This window comes from Butyricimonas sp. RTP31003st1_G1_RTP31003_210430, from assembly GCF_040920905.1.
Taxonomy (GTDB): Bacteria; Bacteroidota; Bacteroidia; order Bacteroidales; family Marinifilaceae; genus Butyricimonas; species Butyricimonas paravirosa.
Genome location: NZ_JBCOSQ010000020.1, coordinates 61,596 through 79,376 on the forward strand (window position 1 = coordinate 61,596; position 17,781 = coordinate 79,376).

General features: G+C 43.8%; 13 protein-coding genes and 1 tRNA gene. 12 read left to right on the forward strand and 2 right to left on the reverse strand.

Annotated elements, in window-relative coordinates; all coding sequences use genetic code 11:
* Positions 1 to 185 precede the first annotated feature (185 nt).
* Entirely contained in the window at positions 186 to 1,706 is a 1,521-nt protein-coding gene (gene gpmI, locus AB5542_RS08335; RefSeq protein ID WP_279037079.1) for a 2,3-bisphosphoglycerate-independent phosphoglycerate mutase, read from the forward strand.
* Between the two features lie 191 nt (positions 1,707 to 1,897).
* Here the strand turns inward: gpmI and AB5542_RS08340 are convergent, their stop codons facing one another.
* Positions 1,898 to 2,299 (reverse strand): helix-turn-helix domain-containing protein, encoded by a 402-nt coding sequence (locus AB5542_RS08340; protein WP_279037082.1) that lies wholly within the window; start codon positions 2,297 to 2,299, stop codon positions 1,898 to 1,900.
* 162 nt (positions 2,300 to 2,461) lie between these two features.
* Between AB5542_RS08340 and AB5542_RS08345 the strand changes: the two genes are divergently transcribed.
* The gene (locus AB5542_RS08345) at positions 2,462 to 2,692 is read left to right on the forward strand and encodes a hypothetical protein (protein WP_279037083.1); all 231 of its coding nucleotides are present in this window, start codon (positions 2,462 to 2,464) and stop codon (positions 2,690 to 2,692) included.
* A 58-nt stretch (positions 2,693 to 2,750) separates the two neighbouring features.
* Here the strand turns inward: AB5542_RS08345 and AB5542_RS08350 are convergent, their stop codons facing one another.
* Complete coding sequence (locus AB5542_RS08350; protein WP_087421481.1) at positions 2,751 to 3,881, reverse strand: ATP-binding protein; 1,131 nt, start codon at positions 3,879 to 3,881, stop codon at positions 2,751 to 2,753.
* Positions 3,882 to 4,414: 533 nt separating this feature from the next.
* Here AB5542_RS08350 and AB5542_RS08355 point away from each other — a divergent pair.
* The 10 genes from AB5542_RS08355 to AB5542_RS08400 form a co-directional block, all read left to right on the forward strand.
* Positions 4,415 to 5,002, forward strand: coding sequence for a DUF3109 family protein (locus AB5542_RS08355; protein ID WP_087421482.1), 588 nt, complete (start codon positions 4,415 to 4,417; stop codon positions 5,000 to 5,002).
* A gap of 65 nt (positions 5,003 to 5,067) precedes the next feature.
* Positions 5,068 to 5,143 (forward strand) — tRNA-His (locus tag AB5542_RS08360).
* A gap of 353 nt (positions 5,144 to 5,496) precedes the next feature.
* Positions 5,497 to 8,385 carry an aminomethyl-transferring glycine dehydrogenase gene (gene gcvP / locus AB5542_RS08365; RefSeq protein WP_279037085.1) on the forward strand — a complete coding sequence of 963 codons (2,889 nt, stop codon included), beginning with the start codon at positions 5,497 to 5,499 and terminating at the stop codon, positions 8,383 to 8,385.
* A gap of 78 nt (positions 8,386 to 8,463) precedes the next feature.
* The gene (locus AB5542_RS08370; protein ID WP_229782400.1) at positions 8,464 to 9,027 is read left to right on the forward strand and encodes an RNA polymerase sigma-70 factor; all 564 of its coding nucleotides are present in this window, start codon (positions 8,464 to 8,466) and stop codon (positions 9,025 to 9,027) included.
* 296 nt (positions 9,028 to 9,323) lie between these two features.
* Positions 9,324 to 10,499, forward strand: a complete 1,176-nt coding sequence (locus tag AB5542_RS08375) for a FecR family protein (protein WP_279037091.1) — start codon at positions 9,324 to 9,326, stop codon at positions 10,497 to 10,499.
* A 23-nt stretch (positions 10,500 to 10,522) separates the two neighbouring features.
* Positions 10,523 to 11,665, forward strand: coding sequence for a TlpA disulfide reductase family protein (locus AB5542_RS08380; protein ID WP_279037093.1), 1,143 nt, complete (start codon positions 10,523 to 10,525; stop codon positions 11,663 to 11,665).
* A gap of 9 nt (positions 11,666 to 11,674) precedes the next feature.
* Positions 11,675 to 12,652, forward strand: coding sequence for a hypothetical protein (locus AB5542_RS08385; protein ID WP_279037096.1), 978 nt, complete (start codon positions 11,675 to 11,677; stop codon positions 12,650 to 12,652).
* An 85-nt stretch (positions 12,653 to 12,737) separates the two neighbouring features.
* Positions 12,738 to 16,106: a SusC/RagA family TonB-linked outer membrane protein gene (locus AB5542_RS08390; RefSeq protein WP_368243028.1), complete on the forward strand. Its 3,369-nt coding sequence runs from the start codon at positions 12,738 to 12,740 to the stop codon at positions 16,104 to 16,106.
* A gap of 18 nt (positions 16,107 to 16,124) precedes the next feature.
* The gene (locus tag AB5542_RS08395; protein ID WP_209279517.1) at positions 16,125 to 17,531 is read left to right on the forward strand and encodes a RagB/SusD family nutrient uptake outer membrane protein; all 1,407 of its coding nucleotides are present in this window, start codon (positions 16,125 to 16,127) and stop codon (positions 17,529 to 17,531) included.
* Positions 17,532 to 17,555: 24 nt separating this feature from the next.
* Positions 17,556 to 17,781 (forward strand): hypothetical protein (locus AB5542_RS08400; RefSeq protein ID WP_368243029.1); only part of this gene is annotated, 226 nt, incomplete at its 3' end.

Sequence of the window (17,781 nt, forward strand, 5' to 3'; positions counted from 1 at the left end):
AAAATAGTATTATGCAATACATAGTACTATTAATTTTAATATTTTATTCTTTCCATCGGAATAAACGGTCGGGGAGCTTTAAAACGTTTTCGTTGATTTTCCTTGATTGTAAGGCACTAAACTGGATATTAAAGATTAACTTTGCTGTGAATTTAAAAAAGTAAATAACAAAAAATAAAATAGATATGAAGAGAGTTTTATTGATGATACTGGACGGTTGGGGTGTTGGAAAACACGATCATTCGGACGCGATCGGGAGTACTCCGACTCCTAACATCACGGAGTTGACGAGTAATAATCCCCGTGCCTTGTTGTACACGAGCGGGGAGAATGTAGGTTTGCCCGACGGTCAGATGGGAAATTCCGAAGTGGGACACTTGAATATTGGAGCCGGACGGGTGGTTTACCAAGATTTGGTGAAGATTAACCGGGCTTGTCGGGATCATTCCATTGCCCAAAACCCGGAGATCGTGAAGGCGTTTAATTATGCCAAGGAGAACGGGAAACAGGTGCATTTCATGGGACTGGTTTCTAACGGGGGAGTACATAGCTCGCTGGATCACGTGTTCGCCTTGTGCGATTTGTCGAAGGAGTTCGGGATCGAGAAGACTTTCGTTCATTGCTTTATGGACGGTCGGGACACGGACCCGAAGAGTGGAAAGGGTTTTGTCGGTGAGTTGCAGAAACATATGAAACAATCCACGGGTAAGATTGCTTCAGTGATTGGGCGTTATTATGCCATGGACCGGGATTCCCGCTGGGAGCGTATCAAGGAAGCTTATGATTTGTTGGTGAATGGTGTGGGTACTCCGGTGACGGATGCCGAGGCGGGAGTGCAGGCCTCTTATGACGCGGGGGTGACTGACGAGTTCATCAAACCGATCGTTTGCGTGGACGAGGCTGGGAAACCCGTGGGAACGATACAACCGGGTGATATGGTGATCTTCTTTAATTTCCGTAATGATCGGGCCAAAGAGTTGACGATCGTGTTGACGCAAGAGGACAAGCCGGATTTCGGGATGAAGACCATGCCGTTGTATTATTGTACGATGACTCCTTATGATGCTAAATTCAAGGGGTTACATATTTTGTTCGATAAAGAAAACGTGGTGAACACGATCGGGGAATATATTTCCAAGCAAGGATTGAAACAGTTGCGTATTGCCGAGACGGAGAAATATGCTCACGTGACGTTCTTTCTGAACGGGGGGCGGGAAGAGCCTTTCGAGGGAGAGAGCCGTATTCTGGTACCTTCTCCGAAAGTGGCAACCTACGATTTGCAGCCCGAAATGTCTGCCCCTATCGTGACCGAGAAGATCGTGGAGCAATTGAATGAAAAGAGTGTTGATTTTATTTGCTTGAATTACGCGAACGGGGATATGGTGGGACATACCGGGGTGTACGAGGCCATCCAGAAAGCAGTGACTACCGTGGATGAGTGTGTTGGGAAGACCGTGGCTGCCGCACGTGCTAACGGTTACGACGTGTTGATTATTGCCGACCACGGGAATGCCGATAACGCGGTGAACGAGGACGGGACGCCGAACACGGCTCACTCGCTGAATCCCGTGCCTTGTATCTGGGTTACCGATTCTAAGTGCGATCACCTGCGGGACGGGGTGCTGGCTGATGTTGCTCCCACGGTTCTTGCGATTATGGGACTCCCACAGCCTAAGGAAATGACGGGAAAATCGTTATTAGTTTGATATAAAAATGGGGAGGGGCTGTCCCAAAAGTCAATTTTAAACAACTACCCCTACTAACTCCCCCTTACACAGGGGGAGTTGGTGGGGGTAGTTTGTAGATATGGGATAAGACTTTTTGGATACCCTCTTTTTTGTTTGTCGTGTATTTGAGATTTTTGTAATTGGCAGTGAGAAAAAGAAAAGTCTTGTTATTACTTCTTTTTCAATTGTTCTTCCAATAGGGCGACTTTTTCCTGTTCGGCCTTGACTAGCCGTTCATAAAGTTCTACAATTTTGTCTATTGGATTGAAGGAATATTGGCAATTTTGAGAAAAGAAATGTCCGTTCTCGTTATCTGTAAATGTGTTGATATAATTAATAGTTGCCTCTTCGCTCATCGTTTTCAGGGCCTCCGTGGAAACGTGCAATATTTTTGCAATCTTATCAAGCATTTCGTCTTCAATTTGTTCTTTTTGTTCTAATTTTGAAAATGCTTGTTGTGTCATGTTTAATTCGGCCGCAAGGGTTTCTTGTTTAATCCCTAGCATATCGCGAATGCGTTTTATACTGTGTCCATGGTGTGTTTTGCTCATAGGTATCGTCTCTGTACTCATAGTTGTTTTATATTCAGTTATACGGGCAAATATACGAAATAATTGTTTATTATGGGTTGTAAATTACACCATTTCGGGAGTTATTTACAAGGCTTGATTGTCGTTTACCTGTAAATTCTCGGCTTTATTTGCATAGGTGTTATAAATAATGGTATTGAGGAAATGAAAATCTATCAGCGTCAATTGGAAGAATGTTACCGGAAACTGGAACAAGCCGAGCAAATCGGGAAAACGAGGGAATTGCGAGTGAGCTTGGGAAAAGTGATTGATAAGATACAATTAATTAATACAATAGATGATTTGATTCATAAGAAATCGGAAGAAATGAGGCGGTTAGTAGAGGAAGTCTCGGGGGACATTGATGATCTAGCCCGGCGGCATCACATCTTTTGATTCTCCATGATATAAATCCCGCTTCATTTCCCGTTGACGAATTGAATGAAGTATTTGGTTAGATAAACTCTAGATAATTCTCCCGGTTTACGACATGAAACTCCGCGTGAGGGTAGGCTTCTTGGAATGCTTTCGGTATATTTGGCATCTTGTTGCCCCATTTGAATTCTAATGCTGTCAAGCTATTTGCGTGTTCCTCGATCAGGTCTATTTCCTGTTTATCATAGGTGCGCCAGAAATAGAACTCCTTATGCGCCCCTTCGTTAAAGTTTACTTTCCGTCTCTCTCCGATGATATAGTTTTCCCATAATGCTCCGACGTCCTGCCGGATGGCCAGAGGTGAGAACGCCCCGATAATGGCATTACGGATTCCGTTATCGTAGAAATACCATTTCCCGGCTTTTGTTACTTCCTTTCGCAAATTACGAGAATAAGCACCCAGTCGATAAATGACAAAGACCTTCTCCAACAGATCGAGGTACTTCTCGACAGTCGTTTTGCTCATGCCTAACTGCTTGCCTAGTTCTTCGTAGGAAACCTCGCTGCCTAATTGAAAGGCAATCAGGCGTAATAGATCGCGCATTTTACTTGAATTCTTCAGTCCGTCGATAGTCAAAATGTCTTTCAATAGGTATGCCCCGACAATATCTCGCAGGTAATCAGTCTTGCGTTCGAAATTGTCCATTGTTACTACCTCCGGGTAGGAACCGTAAATTAAACGGGATTCAAGGTTTTGACGGGTTTGAAGTGCCGTTTCCGTTTGTGCGATTTCCTGTTGTGAAAAAGGGGTAAGTAGAAATTGTGTGCCACGTCCGACTAATGGTTCTCCTGTTTTGTTGAGTAAGTCGAATGAAGATGATCCGCTTGCCAAAACACTTATACCCGGAATCTCATCGACAATTAGTTTTAAAATATTGCCGATCTGCGGGATGTTTTGTGCCTCGTCAATAGCTAATAGATCGATGCCGGTTAACAAATGTCGATAGTTGGCCACGGTACGTTTTTCCAATAAAGCGAGTGTGTCATAATCTTCGCCGTTGAGCATCATAGTCCGGCCGGGGTAAGTATCTACAATTTTTCGCATCATAACGGTTTTGCCCACTCGGCGGGCCCCGAAAATCAACACGGCTTTGCCGGGTGCGATTCTGTTGGTTATTTTGTCCTGAAGTATTCTCTTTATGGTTTCCATACTGCTTTATTTTACACACAAATATAGGAAATATTTCCCAACTGGCGATTTTTACATTAAAAACGTACTTTCAACTGGCGATTTTTACATTTTGCCATGATGGATTCTACCGGGAGCTACGAGGTTGTTCAACATCTCAAGATCAGTAAATATTGGATCGAGGTTCTTTAATCGGTCGGTCGGTTCTCCATGATATAATTCCGGTAAGGGATCGCGGGTGTATTTCGAGTAGGTTGAAGGGTACTCTCGTTAAATTTTCATGCATGGATCAAGTCAAGATGAAAGACAATTGATCCTCTCCGTCCCGTTGACTTCCCGTTGATTTCCCGTTGACTTCCCATTGACTAATTAACGAGACATCGGCGCAAGTATGCCGGGAATCCCCGTTATCCTTAAGTCATTACACTGAAAACTGATTACTTCTGTCGTCTCCTAGCACTTGTAATGGTGGCGGGAGATTAACGATTCTATCTTTTTTATTGTAACTTTGCGAGATCATTTTCAATTTTGCATTTTCAATTTTCAATTAAAACATGATACAGATAGGGGATACAATTATAAGCTTGGATATTTTCGAGAAGAAATTTTGTTGTGATTTGGCAGTTTGTAAAGGAATTTGCTGCGTGGACGGGGACTCGGGGGCACCATTGGAAGAAGGGGAAGCGGAACAGATCCGGGAAAATTACGAGAAGATTAAACCTTACATGAAACCCGAGGGAATTGCCGCCGTGGAGGAACAGGGCTTTTCCGTGGTTGACATAGAGGGTGACACGGTTACCCCGCTAATCGATGGGCGGGAGTGCGCGTATATTATCGAGGAGAACGGGTGTTCGTGGTGTGCCATTGAAAAAGCGTGGAGCCGGGAAGAGAGTTCTTTCCGTAAACCTATATCTTGCCACATGTACCCGATCCGGGTGAAACAATACCAGAATTACGAGGCGATGAATTATGACCAGTGGACGATTTGTGCTTGCGCCCGCTTAAAGGGTGAGCAAGAGGGGATTCCGGTGTACGTGTTTTTGAAAGATGCTCTCATTCGCAAATACGGGGAGGAGTGGTACGAGCAATTATGCTACGCCGCACGGGAGATCGAGACGGGAAAAATCAAGTTTGGACGCTAATTTTTTTGGAACTTTTCTTTGCGGAAAAAGAAAGTTATTCTATCTTTGCAGCGCAAAAGCAAAATGGTGGATGTAGCTCAGTCGGTTAGAGCGTCGGATTGTGGTTCCGAAGGTCGTCGGTTCGAGACCGATCTTCCACCCACGGAAACGGAGAATTGAAATTCAGTTCTCCGTTTTTTTATTTCTTCCCGGTTGGGAAGAATGGAAATTCGGATGAAAATCAAGTGGTCTCTTGTAATATAACACGGTGAAATCGAATTCCTAGAAGGAGTTGTTATATCTTCTTTGAATAAAGGGTATATTCATGGTAATATTTCGGTAAAATTTTCAACTGTACTTGAAAATTCTTGTGTTTGTAGGAAAATATTCGGTTATGATTGAATATATATTCCTATGCTGTTTTTTTGCAAGGACGAGAATTATGTCTATTTTTACACAATCGTTGACGAAACGGTGTAATTGAATATAAATCATTAATAATTAGAATAAATTACATGGCAACAGAGAAATTTTTGTGGAGACACATAGGGCCGCGTCCGGAGGATATTGAAAATATGCTCAAAGTGGTTGGTGTTAGTTCACTTGACGAGTTGATCGAGCAAACCGTGCCGGAGTCTATCCGTTTGAAAAAAACGTTGGATTTGCCGGCTCCTCTTACCGAGTTCGAGTTTATTTCTCGGATGAAGGCGGTAGCTTCAAAAAATAAATTATACAGAACCTTTATCGGTCAAGGATATTATGACACGATTACCCCTGCCGTGATCCAACGGAATATTTTGGAGAACCCGGCTTGGTACACGTCATACACTCCCTATCAGGCTGAAGTTTCACAAGGTCGTTTGGAGGCTTTACTGAATTTCCAGACGATGGTGGTGGAACTTACCGGGATGGAAATTTCTAACTGTTCGCTGCTTGACGAGGCGACGGCTGCCGCCGAGGCCATGACGATGATGTACGGCCTGCGCGGCAAAGAGATGAAAAAAGCGGGTGCCAACAAATTGTTTGTTGATAACCAGATTTTCCCGCAGACGAAGGACGTGTTAATCACCCGTTCTGCCCCGCAAGGAATCGAGTTGGTTTATGGTGATTACGACACGTTTGAATTTACCCCGGATGTATTCGGTGCTATTATCCAGTACCCGGCTGCTAACGGAGAGGTTCGTGATTACAAGGCTTTTGCTGATCGTGTACACGCGAACGGTGCATTGTTGTCGGTTGTGGCTGATATGATGAGCCTCGTGTTGCTGACTCCTCCGGGAGAATGGGGTGCTGACGTGGTTGTGGGAACAACGCAACGTTTCGGTATCCCGATGTCTTACGGTGGACCCCATGCTGCTTACATGGCAACGAGAGAGGAGTACAAACGTAACATCGTGGGACGTATTATCGGAGTGACGATTGATGCACAGGGAAATCATGCATTGCGTTTGGCTTTGCAAACCCGTGAACAACATATCAAACGGGAGAAAGCTTCTTCCAATATCTGTACTGCCAAGGCTTTGAATGCCACGATGGCCGGATTCTATGCCGCTTATCATGGTCGGGAAGGATTGGAAAGAATTGCCCGTCACATTCATTCTGCAGCCGTGATTTTGGCCGAGGAAATCCAAAAATTAGGTTACAAGCTAAAAGTGGATAAATTCTTTGACACGTTGCGTTTCGAGTTGCCGGAGGGAGTTTCCCAGGCTGCCGTTCGTGACGCTGCCTTGGAACAGGAAATCAACTTGTTCTATTGCAACTGCGGTTGCGGTAAAGTAGTTGGTTTGTCAACTGACGAGAAGATCAACGAGAAAGAAATTAACACGTTAATCGGTATTTTCGCCAAGGCTGCCGGAAAGACTGCCGATCACGTGGAATTCCTTGACGATCGCACGGTGCTTGACCCGACGATGTTGCGTGACGACGAGATTCTGCAACAATCCGTGTTCAACATCTATCACTCCGAGACCGGAATGATGCGTTACATGAAGAATCTGGAAAGAAGAGATATTTCTTTGGCTACTTCCATGATTTCTTTGGGATCTTGTACGATGAAATTGAATGCTGCTGTTGAGATGTTGCCGATCACGTGGCCGGAATTGGGTGCTATCCACCCGTTTGCCCCGATGTCTCAGGCGGAAGGTTATCAGCAAATGATCCGGGAAACCGAAGAAATGCTGTGCAAGGTGACCGGATTTGCCGGATGCAGTTTGATGCCGAATTCCGGTGCTGCCGGAGAGTATTCCGCTTTGATGGTGATCCGTCAATATCATATTTCTCGCGGAGAGGGTCATCGTAACGTGATCTTGATCCCGGCCTCAGCTCATGGTACGAATCCGGCTTCCAGTACGATGGCAGGTTTCAAGATTCTTGTTACCGCTACTGACCCGGAGGGAAATATCGACGTGGAAGACTTCCGTAAGAAAGCTATCGAGAACCGGGATAACTTGATCGGAGCGATGATCACCTATCCATCAACTCACGGTATTTTCGAGGAATCAATCAAGGAATTGTGCAAGATCGTTCACGAGAATGGCGGGCAAGTATTCATGGATGGAGCCAACATGAACGGGCAGTGTGGTTTGACCAGCCCGGGAGAGATTGGTGCTGACGCTTGTCACTTGAATTTGCACAAGACGTTTGCTATGCCTCACGGTGGTGGTGGTCCCGGTGTCGGCCCGATCTGCGTGGCGTCTCACTTGGTGAAATTCTTACCGTCACACACGATGGTGAAGACCGGAGGCGAGGAAGGTATTCACGCCGTGGCTGCCGCTCCTTACGGTTCTGTTGGAATGTTACCTGTAACTTACGGTTACTTGTTAATGTTAGGTGGCGAAGGTTTGGCTATGGTGACCAAGATGGCGATTTTGAACGCGAACTATCTGGCTTCATCTTTCGAGAAATTAGGATTCAAGATTCTGTTCAAGGGATCGAAAGGTCGTGTAGGTCACGAGATGATCTGGGATTGCAACATGTTCAATAAAGAATACGGAATTTCTGAGTTGGATATTGCCAAACGTTTGATGGACTTCGGTTTCCACGCTCCTACCTTGTCATTCCCCGTTCACGGGACCTTGATGGTTGAGCCGACGGAGAGCGAGCCGAAAGAAGAGTTGGATCGTTTCATCGAGGCGTTGAAGACTATCCGCGAGGAAATGATCGAGGTGGGTGAAGGTAAAGCCGACAAGACGGACAACGTTTTGAAGAATGCACCTCACACGCATAAAGTGTTGACGGCTGACGAGTGGTCTCACGCTTACCCGCGTAGCAAGGCGGCTTACCCGCTTGCATGGGTGGCTGAGAACAAATTCTGGCCGCAAGTAGGTCGTGTGGATGATGGTTATGGTGATCGTAACCTGATGTGTACCTGCGATCCGCTTGAGTCATACACGGACGAGAAATAAATTCTTTTAAATTATAGGGAAAGCGTTTCATGTTGAGGTTGAAACGCTTTCCTCTTCTTATTTTCCATGGAGGAAAGCATGTTAGATCAAGATGTTTTGTTGGATTTGTTGGCACGTAAGGATAACCGGGCTTATCAATATTTGTATCAATGCTACTACGTGGCATTGAAGGCTTTGGCAAATTATTACGTGAAGGATAATGACGTGGCGGAAGATCTGGTGCAGGATGTGTTTATTTCTTTGTTGGAAAGTGACTACAAGTTCAAGACGGAGAATGACATCAAGTATTTTTTATACAGTTCTCTGAAAAATAGATGTATTAGTCATTCCAGAAAACAGAAAGTCCGGGATAAATATTACCGGGATGTTGTGTCCTCGCAGAATGAAGAGGAACATTTTTGGGATAAGGTGTTGGAAGAGGATGTTTATGCCCGGTTGATGGCAGCTATCGAGACTCTACCGCCTCAATGTAAATTAGTAATGATGATGACCCTAGATGGGTTGAAAGCGTCGGAGATTGCCGAACGTTTGCATATTTCCGTGGATACCGTGAAGGATCATAAAAGTAACGGGAAGAAAAAATTGACCGCCCAGTTGAAAGATGCAGAGTTGCTCTGTTTGATCGGGTTCCTTTGGTTGTAATACTCGTCACGGAAGTGCTATTTTTTCAGGTGTAAAAAAAATTTTTTAGGAGACACCCCCCTTTGGGGAGGTTGTGCGTTTTATTTATAGAACTGGGAATGAAATAGGTTTAAACGTTCCTTTATTAAGAGCATAAAGGTGGTTTAATAACGAGAAATCTATTAAATCATTTTGATTGGAAAACGCTGATTACAAACGCCTTAAGAAAAAGCAAAATTCCAACGTAAAAAGGGAAATCTAAATATTTAAAATATCAATAACGGAACGTTTAATGCGATTTTATAAATTGTATACTGATGAACGATAAAGAAATGTTATTCAAAATATCCTTGTTGATTTCCAAGAGTTTATCTGGGAATATCACGAAAGAGGAACAAGCCGAATTAGATTCGTGGCGGGAAGAATCCGAATATAACAAGAAGTTGTTCGAGCAAATTTGTTCGGAGGCGGTAATGCGTGAAAAACTTGCTCAATATAAGAGTGCGAACGTGCAGACTGCGTTTGATACCTTTGTTAAAAGGAGAGAGAAACTACATTCTCGTCAGCGCTGGATAGGAAAGTTATCCCGTTACGCGGCTATTTTTATCGTACCCGTGTTGGCCGTGGTGTTTTATTATAGCCAGAGAGAGAACGTTGAAATAACTGAAGAACCACAATCCAAGAGTGGGGTGGTTACGGTTCAGAGAAATTTGCCGGTGTTGACGCTTTCTAACGGGAAAGAAATGGTCTTGTATAATCAGGAGTTGTTGTTGGAAGAAGAGAACGGGGTGAGAATTTCAGTGAATGAAGAGGGGCGTATGCAATATGACCGGGCGGATTCCGTGGGAACGGAAATGGTGTATAACACTTTGACAACGCCTTCACAATGTGATTTTACGTTCACTTTGGCAGATGGAACAAAGGTGTGGATGAATGCTAAATCTTCTTTACGCTATCCGGTTGCTTTTCAGGGAAAAGAACGGGTGGTTTATGCGGAGGGAGAGATATATCTGGAAGTGGCCCGGGATGAGAAACATCCGTTTTTCGTGATGCTTAACGGGATGAAGGTGGAGGTGCTGGGAACTTCTTTTAACGTGAATTCCTACGCGGATGAGAATTACACGGAGGTGACACTGGTGGAAGGACACGTGGCGGCTTACGTGGACGACAAGAGCTACGATCTATTACCAAGCCGACAATTACGCTGGGATAAGGAGAATGAATCCGTGGATGTAAGAACCGTGAATGTTAATGATTATATCGCTTGGAAGAAAGGGCAATATGTATTTAAGGGGCGGTCTTTGGAAGAGGTTGCTAAAGTATTGGAGCGTTGGTACGACGTGGAGATCATTTTTGAGAATGAAAAAAGTAAGGAGACGGTTTACACCGGGGTAATTAATAAAGAGGAGAATTTTGATGCTTTTGTCTTACGATTGAGAGAGACGTCATCTCTATCGTGTCGGATGGAAAGTAATAGATTATATGTCAAGTAATTTTAATCGTAAAGAAAAATTGTATGAAAAGAATTTTAGTATTAGGATGTTTGTTGATGTCATTTGTCGGGCTTTTCGGGCAAAATGAAACCTCAAAAGAGACGAAAGATTGTACGATTCAAGGAGTGCTAGATGGTGTTTATAAAGGAACGAAGGTTTATTTGGTGGAGGAAGAGGAGATTAATGGTGCGTCCAAGGTGATTGATAGTTGTGATGTCAAGGATAATCGTTATACGTTTGTTATAAAGAATGTGACTGTTCCACGGATGTATTTTGTGAAAAGTGGCGATCCGAACAGTTTGAGCCCGATCACTCCGGTTTGGGTAGAGCCGGGAAATGTGAAAGTTCGAGCTAATTCTGAGTTTTTTGTGAATTGTACAGTCACGGGAACGGCTAATAACGAGATTTTTAGTGCTTACAATGCAGAGATGAAACATTTTGTGGATAGTATGCTGCGTTCGGCTAATATTGATCGGTTGTTGAATAGAAATCAATCACAGGCAGATCAGGAAAGAGATTTTAAAGCTCGTACGGCTCAACATAATAACAGGTCTTTGTGTTTGCAGGAAGAATTAGTTCGCAGGTATTATGATCAGGCAATAGCCCCGTTTATGATTTTCTGGGAGATGAAAGCGAACGTTACTCTTGACCAGTTAAAAGAATTACGTGCAGTGGTTTCCCCGAGTCTGAACGGACATCCTTACACGAAACAATTGGATGAATATATTCGTTTAGCTGAATTTAAGGTAGGGAGCGATATGCCGGATTTCGAATTACCGGATAAGGATGGAAAATCGTTTAAATTGAGTAGTTTGAGAGGTAAGTACGTGTTAGTCGATTTTTGGGCTTCTTGGTGTGGTCCGTGTATGCGGGAAATGCCTAACGTGGTGAAACTGTACAAAGAATGTAAAGGGAAGAATTTTGAGATCGTGGGTGTTTCTTTGGACCAGAAGCGTGATGCATGGTTGAATGCCGTGGAGAAGAACAAGATGAAGTGGATTCAAGTGAGTGACTTGAAGTCTTGGGCAACCCTTCCCGTGAAATTGTGTAATGTTTCGGCTGTACCTTATACCGTTTTGATCGATCCTCAAGGTAAAGTGATCGCCTTGGATTTGAGGGGGGAGGAGTTAATTAATAAGGTGAAGGAAGTTTTGAACAAGAAATAACAGGAATACATGAAACATATATTTTTGATTATAGGATTAGTAAGTGTTCTTACTTTTCCGGCGGAGGCCAAAGGACGCCCTACCGTGATCAGCGCGGAGATTTACGGGTATGTACGGGATCAGGTGTATTTTGATTTCCTAGAGAAAGAGGGGATTAATATGGAATTCCCGTATAAGGAGGGACAGGTGATCGAGTTTACCGTGGATTTGGACGATGTGACCACGTTGGTGTTGAATACATTTATCGAGATGTATTTACAGCCGGGGGATTCTATCCATGTGAAACTGACTTACGATGGAAAACGTTACGAGTCGGTGGAGTTCTCCGGAACCCCGGCAGCGGTCGCTATCTGTTCCGCGATAAATAAAAAGGAGATGTTACAGCGGGAACGTCGTTATAAAACTAATATCCCGGCCATGTTGGTGACTCAAACTGACGCGAAGAAGTTTCACGCGGCAACGGTGCAGGAAGTGAAAGATGAGGAGAAGATTATAAGTGAGGTGAAAGATCAAATTGATCCCCGGGTGTATAATATGGCGATGGCGCAAATTGAAGGAACCTTGTTGACGAATCTGATTACCTATCCTTACGCGAGTGCAGATTTTCACAAGAAAAAATTGGAGGATTGTCTGGCCGAGGATTATTGGACGGCTTTGGATGATTACAAGCTCCGGACGGATGAGGCGTCATTGAGAAATCGGGTGTATATGGCTTTTCTCTTACCTTACAAAGATTATATGCGTCGCAAAGAGGCTCATGATCAAGAGAAGGATTATCAGCCGTTGACTTCCTTGGAGGAACAATATAAGGATGTGGCTGCTTTTTACAAGGGGTCTTTACAGGATGCTGCATTATTCGTACTCCTGTACAATTCAATCACATCCAATGGAGATTTTAACGTGATCGAGAAACTGGTAAAAGATTATTTGAAAAAGTATAATAAGAATAAGGAATACAAGAAGATTTTGAATCAAGTGATGCAGTAAATTAAAAAGGGGAAATGTATTGCAGTACATTTTCCCCACTCTGAATTTTAATTTAATTTCTCTAAATTAAAAGCAATACAAAATTATGCAAAAAAAGAAGTGTCTATGTAGAGATTTAATCATTAAATCGATTTGTTGTGTTTTTTTATATGCTTTGCTGCCAATTTCGTCTGTTTTGGGGCAGGAACAGGATTATAAAAAAACGAGAGTAACGCTGAATGTGAAGGATATGAAATTGAACGACGTGCTTGATACGCTGGCATCAGTGGCTAAAGTACGATTCTTTTATAATCATTCGCAAATAGATGTTAATAGGAAAGTGTCCTTTGATGTGAAGGATCGAGAACTGGATTACGTGTTGATGCTTGCTTTGGGAGATCAACCGGTGTCCGTGGAGTACCAGATGAATCGTGTCGTGGTTTTGAAGTATCAAAAACCGACACAAGGAGTAACTATTTATAGAATTAACGGAACTGTTATTGATGCATCCACGAAAGAGCCTCTTCCCGGTGCGAGTATTATCCTGAAAGAGAATAAGGGGATGGGAGTGGTGACGGATTTTGACGGGAAATTTTTTATCGAGGTTCCTCAGGGAACATCTGCCTTGTTGATTTCATTCGTTGGCTACGAGGAAGAAACGATTACGGTGACCGGGGATATGAAAGATTTGGAGATCAAGTTGACGGCGAAAACCACGGAGATCGAAGACGTGGTGGTGACGGGTATGGCACCTCGTAAGGTGGAAAGTTTCTCGGGTGGTTATGTTTCCGTGAAAGGGAGCGAGTTGAAGAAGATAAGCCCGAATAATCTGTTGAAGGCTTTACAGGTTTTTGATCCGAGTTTTCGTATCGTGGAAAATAATAATGCCGGTTCGAATCCGAATGCCATGCCGGAATTCCGCTTGCGGGGTGACGTGCAGCTAGGAAACGGCGGGGTGGATGCTAATAGCATGGAGATGATGATGGGAGATTATTCTCAACGCCCGAATATGCCGCTTTTCGTGTTGGATGGATTTGAAACCACCTTACAACGGATTGTAGACTTGGACCCGGAACGTGTGGAATCCATTACTATTTTGAAGGATGCTGCTGCAACGGCAATTTACGGTTCGAAAGCCTCTAACGGGGTGCTTGTCGTGGAGACAAAGAAACCCCTTCCGGGAGCGTTGAATATTTCATATAGTATGAATATGGGTATTTCTGTTCCTGATTTGTCGGATTATAATTTGATGGATGCGGAAGAGAAGTTGGAATACGAACGGATGGCCGGGGTATTCAGCACGACGAGCCAGTTGAATTATTACAATAAATATAAAGAAGAAATTTTAAGAGGGGTTGACACGTACTGGTTGTCAGAGCCCTTGCGGACGGCCGTCACTCACCGCCACACGTTGACAATGGAAGGTGGAGATGAGGCGTTAAGATATAACTTGGGAATAAATTATTCAAGAGAACCGGGAGTGATGAAGGAATCCGGACGTAACAGCATGGGTTTGAATCTATCTCTTCAATACCGTCGGAAAAAATGGAATATCCAGAATCAATTGAGCCTGACGAACGTGAGAGGGGATAATTCTCCTTACGGTTCTTTCAGTCAATACACAAAATTAAACCCGTATTACCGGAAAACGGACGAGAACGGACGTTATACCAGTCTTTTGGACCAGAAGAAGTTACCGGGCGAAGGGGGAGGAACGGTGAATATCGTGAACCCGTTGTATAATTTGTTGTGGAAATATAAGGATTTCACGGAGAATTTTAGTGTCGTGGATAACTTTAATATCGAGTGCGCGATTCTGGAAAATCTCCGGGTGTCAGCGGGAGCGTCCATCACGAAAGGTACTTCCCGGATGGAGGTCTTCAAATCCATGAATCATACGGATTTCTTGGGAGAGACGGATTTGACCAGAAAAGGGTCATACAACAAGAGTACAGGGGATAATGTTTCTTGGAGCGTGAATGCTTCTGTAAGTTATAACTACACGAAGGATAAGCATTTGTTAAGTGTGTTCGGACGTTGGAACGTGGATGAGAACAAGAGTAATAGTGTAAACTTGTCGGCTATGGGTTTCCCGAATGATAATATGGATGACTTTTTGTTTGCTTACGAGATGGAAGACCGGGTGAGCGGGTCGGAATCTACTTCCCGGACGGTCGGAATTATCGGACAGCTTAGTTATATGTATGATATGCGTTTCTCGGTAGACTTTAGTATTCGTGGGGATCTTTCCTCGCAATTCGGGTCGAACACGGGCATGGCTCCTTTCTGGGCAGCCGGGGCTCGTTGGAATGTACACCGGGAAAAATGGTTGCAAAATACTTTCATCTCAAACTTGGTGTTACGCGGATCATACGGTATCACGGGATCACAAAGTTATTCCCCTTATCAGGCGAAAGAGACTTACACGTATGATGATTTGTTGTTCCCCTATCCCTCTTCGGATATATTGGGAGCGCAGTTGAAAGGTATGGGTAACCCGGATTTGGGATGGTCCACGACGAAGAATCGTAGTTTGGCGATAGAAGTCGGACTATGGAATAGTCGGGTAAATGCATCCTTCTCGTATTACAATAATTACACGGATGAGTTGCTGTTGGATTATAATATGGCTCCTTCTACCGGATTTGCGAGCAAAACCATGAATGTGGGAGCTGTTGAAAACGAGGGATATGATATTTCGTTAAGCGTGATGCCTATTCAGGACTACGAAAGACAGATTCAATGGAGTATTTCAATGAACGGTTCGCATAATCGTAACGTGATCAAGAAGATTTCGAACGAGATGAAGGCTATGAACCAGACAAATTTGGAGAAAAAGAACGGGAGTCCGGAGGCTATTTACGAGGAAGGGAAATCCACCACCCAGTTGTTCGTGGTTCCTTCTTTGGGAATTGACCCGGCCACGGGGCAAGAAGTGTTCTTAACCCGCAACGGGGAGAAAACCTATATCTGGGATCCGCTGGATAAAGTGGCAATCGGTGACACGGAACCGAAATTGAGAGGTTCTATTTCTTCCGCATTTACGTATAAGAATTGGAGTGTTTCTCTGGCTTGTTCGTACGAGTTGGGAGCATGGTGGTATAACCAGACACTGGTAGATAAAATAGAAAATTCAAGTGCTGCTTATAACTTGGATCGCCGGGCGTTATCACACCGTTGGAGCGAGAATAACCGAAATGCCCGTTATAAAGCGATAACGATGACGAACCAAGATACGGGAATGAGTAGCCGTTTCGCTCAGAAACGGAATGAATTGTCGTTTACGTCTTTGGCAATCGGTTATCGTTTTGACCCGAAGAATTTTAAATTCTTGCAAGCGTGCCGGATTGCCAGTATGTCGCTGAACGCCACGATGGAGGAATTAGGTCGAATTTCATCGATCAGAACAGAAAGGGGATTAGATTACCCGTTTGCCAGAACGTTCAACGTGTCGTTGTCGGTATTGTTTAATTAAAATGAGGAGGAGTACGAGATGAAAAACTTATTATTATCAGCAATTTGCATCGTTTCGTTGTTCTTGTCTTCCTGTCAGAATTGGATTGATGTGAATCCGAAAACGGATATTGAGGCCGAAGAGTTCTTTACTTCAGAGGACGGGTTCAAGAGTGCGTTGACCGGATTGTATAGCATGATGGTGCTGGAAAAGTCATACGGAAGACAGATGACGTTTGATTTCGTGGAGAAATTGGTTCAACGATATGACAATTATGCGGCAGGAACCGTGACGGATGAGGAACGGGCTGCTATCTATAAATATGGTGAAACGACAAGTTCTAAAAATGCGATTGCCGAGATCTGGTTGAAGTTATATAACGAGATTGCGAATATCAATAATTTTCTGCAATACCTTGAGTCAAACGGGGATGTGATCGTGACGGAGGGGTATCGTGATCTGATGAAAGGGGAGGCTCTTGGCTTACGTGCATTCCATTATTTTGACCTGTTGCGTTTGTGGGGACCTATTTATACCCAGGATTCGACAAAAGCATGTATTCCTTACCGGGAGCAATTTAATTCGGAAAGCGCACCCTTGATGGCAGCTAACGAGGTGATGAAACGTATTGTTGCCGATTTGAAAGCTGCCGAGGAATTGTTGAAGAATGATCCGATGAATTATGAGAATGTTGCAGACGAGCCTTTCATCGGTTATCGCAAGCATCGTATGAACAAGTATGCCGTTAAGGCTATGTTGGCCCGCGTATATTTGTACATGGGAAATAAGACGCAGGCAGCGAATTATGCCCGGGAGGTAATTAATGATTCCGGGTTGCGGCTTGTACGTGATAACCGGGAAGACGTGTCTTCGTACGGGGAGACTATTTTCGGACTTTCCATGTATAATATGGAAGAAAAGTTAGCGGCTTATTGGAAAGATGCCACGACTTTCGACACGCAGTACTATATTTCTCGAACCAATATTTCATCCGTGTTTGAAACCAATTCGGGCATCGGGTTGAATGATATGCGTTATCGTTCGAATTATGGCTTTATTCATACTTCTGCCAATCTTTTTCTTTGTCGCAAATATTTAGGTGCCAGCGGAATGTATGGAGAGAAAATCCCGTTGATCCGTTTGGCTGAGATGTACTATATACTGGCAGAATCGGTTGCTTTGTCTGAATGTGGACAATATATTAACGCGGTGAAGAACGCCAGGGGTATTTCCAGGGCATACGACGTTGGCACGGGTGTGACTGAAGAACAACGTTTGGAGGAATTGAACAAGGAGTATCAAAAGGAATTTTTTGCAGAAGGGCAGTATTTCTACTTCTTGAAAAGACATAACATGAAAACCTTCTACCGTTGTCCCGTGGAGAATTTTTCAGCTTACGTGCTTCCGGTTCCGGATGACGAAAAAACGTATGGTGAGGCTGAGTAATCATTTAAACGCAAAGTATAGAATATGAGAAATATATATGTTATTATAAGTGTTTTGTTATTCTCTTTAGCGGCGTGTCAGGAAAAGGAGATTCTCGGCTACTCGATAGAACGGGATGGTTTGCAGTTCGATTATGACACGAATGAAATGAGAGTGACGGTTGATTTTATGCAGGAGTATAGAATTGATACGGTATGGTATTCCGGAGTCCCGGGTGAGGGATATTATTACACGTCAAGATGGTATACCG